The following is a 4,572-nucleotide window of genomic DNA, read 5'->3' as shown; positions in this document are numbered from 1 at the left end:
TCAAAGATAAAGAGAGCATGGAATGCTCCACCCGGACTGGGATTAAACTTATGCAACTCTATATAATTCGTATATAATCTCTATATCAACTCTATAATTTTATAGAGTTGCCCCCTCGTAGTATGATCGGAGCCCCCTCGAAATGCAATTCCCCTATCGTTCAGTTTATGCCTATTTTATCAAGAAGTATTTCGCCGGAGTCAGTCTTGTCAAAAACAAATCGGATCTGATTTATTTCCGACGGCTCAAACGTGCTGTCAGCTTTTGTAAATTCGCTGAAAGGAATTTCCACGTACTGCAATACCCTTTCCACAGGTTTATTTTTCGCCATCGAGTAGATACGGTTGGTCTTCGTTAACTTTGTTTTCAACGGTGGAGGCAATTGCCTGAAGCTACCGAACGATTTTGTTACGCTGCCGTTTTTCGCAGTCAGTTCCATCGAGAAATCGATGCTGTTCGCCTCCTCATCCTTGTTGTTGCAGATAAAAAAGAAAAGATTGTTGTGTCGATCTTTTTTCACCGTACTATCCGGAATATGAATCACATATTGCGGCAGGGCGGTCGCCACGCTGTCGTTCTTCTCCCAGCCCAGGCATACCCCGCTGTTTTGTTGCGATGTTCCCCAATCGTCCCTGAGCGGCAGCGCATCTTCCCGCCAGGCCTTTAAATTCTCCCCCTCAATCCGTCCGCCCTGCAGGGAGGTCGTTGTCACGTCAAAATCCTCCTGAAAATCGGCAATATATGTAAAGTTTGTGTCCTCGAACTGACTGATATAAAAGTCTTTCGGAAGGATGCCGGCAGCTTGTCTGAAATCTTTGAACAGAGGAATATAGTCGGTGTTTCCTTTCAGCGTTGATTCCAGAAAGGCCGATATGTACACTTTCGCAATCTCTCTTTGTTCTTCGCCGCTCATGATGGGCTTTGTGTTCAGGAACCAGGAAGCGGGTATTCCGTTGTCTTTTCGTCCCCAGGAGGTGTTGAACTGTCCGTGATTTGCCCGGTAAATGTAGAGCGCTGTTTTAAAATGGTAATTCCCATCCTTGAAAATCACCCTGTTGTACACCCTGTTGCCTAAAAACCAATGCATATCTTCGTCGTGTCCACCCTGCAGGATCAGGTAGTTGATGTTTTCGGGTATGATCGCGACCTCTTTTTGCGGAGTGTAGGGGTCGTTTGGCGCTATCTGGACGATCCCTTTGATGGAAAAATTAAAATCGAACTTCTGCTGTGCGTCAAGGTGATATCTGTCGAGTTGGTTGATCGCAGCAGCGGTCACCACGGCTGCTCCACCCCGGGAATGCCCAATCAATGCGATGTTGTTCATGTCCACCCTTTCGTAAAATGGATTGTTTTTCGTCTCGTTCCATTTTCGCCAGTTCTCAAGATGCTTTAGAAGCAGCCATGCCCGGGTGAACATCTCTTTTTGTTCATAGTCACCCATCCACCCGCCATTCAGGAAGTTCTCGTCCACAGAAGCCACAATGTAGCCCCTGCTTGCCATTAATCTGCCCAGGTATTCGTATCCCGGATCAGAGTAATCAATCATGGAATGGTTGCCATGCACTATTAAAACCAGCGGAAAAGGCCCTTTTCCGTCCGGGTACCACACCCTGGCATTTATTGGATAATTCTTTGAGTTGAATCCCCAGTAGGCCTTTCTCGCATAATTTGCAAATCCGGACGACTGATCAAAGAAAGGGGTGGCATCCACGGATTCCGTTTTAATGCTTATCAGGCTGCCGTATTCGGGCCTGTTTTTATCGTCACCCGATCCATAAAACAACTCTTTCACGTTCTCTTTTCCCGCTTTCGAGGGATCATCAAAAGCCTGCGGGATGGTTGCCTTCAAGGACCGATCGTTTGGGACGATGTCGCTTTCAAAGCCATCCGTAGAAAGGAAATAGAAAAGCAACCCGTTCATCACCACCACGAACAGGAGTAATAAACGTGACGACCTTTTTCTCAGGCCCCTCGATACGGAATATCCCACAATGGCCCCACAAACAAGTCCGAAAAGAATAAAGGAGCGACTGAAAAAGCGGTAAGGCAAATAGCCCGCAACAACGTAGGTGGCAATAAAAGCCGCGACGAATGAAGGGTTAAACGATTTGACGATTTTGAACAGAGGCTTTGCCAAAGCCGCAGTCCCGAATATCAACAACCCCATTATCAGCAGGATCAGGAACACATCCAGTATTGGAGAAACGCCGGTTTTAAAATATGATCCCAGGATGAATAGAACGAAAATCATCGCCACAACGGCTCCGGCAGCAGCACCTCTCCATGAATTCTCCGCAAACGCGACAACGAAGTATCGGGTTTTTCTCAAAAAAGAGTTCATTTTATTCATGATCAAGGGATAGGTGTGGTGATGTAATTAATTCATTACAGGTTTGGTCAGTGACCAATGGCTGTGGATGATTTTCCACTCGTTATTTTCCTCAAGCCGGTACACTTCCGTGCAATTCTCTTTCCAGATTGATTCGCCAGAGTATGAGTGCAGGTTGTAGGTCAGCACTGCCATTGTACCGGATGATTGTACCACCGGATTAATCATTTCAAATTTGTCCATTTTCACCATTCCCCGCATCTTTTCATACAACTCTTTTATCCTGTCCCATCCGTCGATCCGCCTTTCCTGGACAGGATCGAAATAAGTGAAGTCCTTCGAGTACAGGTCGAGATAGGGAGAGGGGTTGCCGTTGTGCCATGCATCGAGAGCTGCTGTTTCCAGGGCAACAATTGTTTCTGTAATGGTCCGCTTTTCCATGATGTTTTTGTCAGTTTATTAGGTTGAGAATTAAGTAAATTGCCGGTAAAAGTGTATAAAAGTGGAAGATTGTTCAGAATACCTCTTCCATGAACTTATTGGCTCTTTTTTTCGCATTTTCTCTCAGATTGTAGTAATAGAAAGGAATGTCGAAGCTGTGATACACCCCCAGTCCCATAATCCTATCATGCAGGAATGTATCCACCCCATTACTTCATCATCAATCCGGATATCGGTGTAGCGGTGGTAAACAGATCGAGCTTCCAGGCTGCCAACTGATAACACATCTCCCCTCCGTTCGGCATTCTCACGTTGCAGGGTATATCCGGGTGCATGATTCTTTATCGTAATCGCACCTCATAATCTCGCATTTGTTTCAACTCTCCACGAAATTCTACTTTTTTCATGAAAGCCAACTGCTTCATCCTGTAATTTAGAAACGAATCACCTATATTAAGGTCGGTATCACAAAGTGTCTGCCCAATAATCCGTGCAGGGCGTTGAAATTCGTGAGAGCAATGTGATAGCAGGAATGAATCGAAGTAGGTTTCCTCTTTTTCTACAATTCGGCCCTTTTCTAAAATCCATAGCAGGGAATTCCCGGATTTGACTCTTTCCCACAGTTTCCTGAATTTCAACAATTCTTCTTCGGTTAGTTGACGAAACTGTTTTTCCGGATTCTCAACCCGGGATAAGTCCGTCGTGCCCAGACATCTCGGGTATACAACCTCTCCGTGGATGTTTTTCATGGAAAAATTAGAAAAATCAAACACGTGAACATGGTTGCTCTGCGGTTGTAAATGATATAACAATCTTGACGCATGAATGATTTCAGAAGCGACAAGTCCTGTCCATAGATAGATTTTTTCATTCCTGTAATTGGCGACAAGCGTTTTTATCGTTTCCACATCTCTGTTTATGAGCGTAAACGTGCTATCTGCATCCATTGACGTGGGACAGTCAAATACTTTTACCCACCAATTACTCCTTTTTCTTATTTCCTCGCCAGCATCTACATCGCAAATGGGACCCACATTCAAGCAATCATCCAAACAAATCAATTGAATAGAGTCCAAATTAAATTTATTGCTCTGAATAAATAAACTTTTTGCACTGTTTCCAAAAACAACATGTATATCTTTATGATCCATCACTTTATATTGTGTTTTTTGTTTTTTGTTCGATGGTCGGGTATCAGTTTACAATTTGTGCTCATAAATTCGTTTAAGGATACTATAATTTATTCTTCTAATGAACTCATGGTCGGAGTTTTTAAATTATTGCAAATTTAGGTAATTTATGGATAACATTCTCATTTTTAGCCAAAATATTCGATGATCATGGTTGAATATATTTAAATGGTGTCCAAAAAACAGACAGGAGGGGTAGAGGGACAAAAATAAAAATTCCTCAAACTTTACGTACAGAAGTTTGAGGAATAGTGTAGGGTGGAGGAATAGTGGCTGATTTTACTTTACTGCCAGCTCTTCAGATGCTTTCGCCTCTCCCCGGAGCTTGACGTTCTGTTCCGGCAAAGCGCGGAACGAGGTTTCTTTGTACCCATTGAAGGAGACTTTCATCATTTTGTTTACGCTGTAGAGGTTGGTGAATGTAAATTCACCGTGCTCATCGGTCTTGGTTTCGGTGATCAATACCGAGTCCGGCAGGGAGTAGATCGCCACCTTGGCGTATTTAATGGGATTGTTGCCGCTGTCAGAAACTTTACCCTTTATCTCAGCGCTCAAGGGTATGATCAACCCGCTTAAAAGAATAGAAAAGAGAATCTTTTTCATCACCTTATT

General features: G+C 43.8%; 4 protein-coding genes. All 4 read right to left on the bottom strand.

Features of this window, described 5'->3' with window-relative positions:
- Nucleotides 1-160 precede the first annotated feature (160 nt).
- Entirely contained in the window at nucleotides 161-2,329 is a 2,169-nt protein-coding gene (locus B3Z75_RS03850; RefSeq protein WP_294067945.1) for an alpha/beta hydrolase, read from the bottom strand.
- A gap of 48 nt (nucleotides 2,330-2,377) precedes the next feature.
- Nucleotides 2,378-2,770, bottom strand: coding sequence for a YybH family protein (locus B3Z75_RS03845; protein ID WP_286853857.1), 393 nt, complete (start codon nucleotides 2,768-2,770; stop codon nucleotides 2,378-2,380).
- 341 nt (nucleotides 2,771-3,111) lie between these two features.
- A complete protein-coding gene (locus B3Z75_RS03840) occupies nucleotides 3,112-3,921 on the bottom strand; it encodes a DUF3658 domain-containing protein (RefSeq protein ID WP_286853855.1) in 810 nt (269 codons plus the stop codon).
- 318 nt (nucleotides 3,922-4,239) lie between these two features.
- Nucleotides 4,240-4,572 (bottom strand): carboxypeptidase-like regulatory domain-containing protein (locus B3Z75_RS03835; RefSeq protein ID WP_294067941.1); only part of this gene is annotated, 333 nt, incomplete at its 5' end.

Source organism: Proteiniphilum sp. UBA1028 (assembly GCF_002316955.1).
Classification (GTDB): domain Bacteria; phylum Bacteroidota; class Bacteroidia; order Bacteroidales; family Dysgonomonadaceae; genus Proteiniphilum.
Note: the sequence above shows the minus strand (reverse complement) of the source record. Positions and strands in the feature narration are given on the sequence as shown.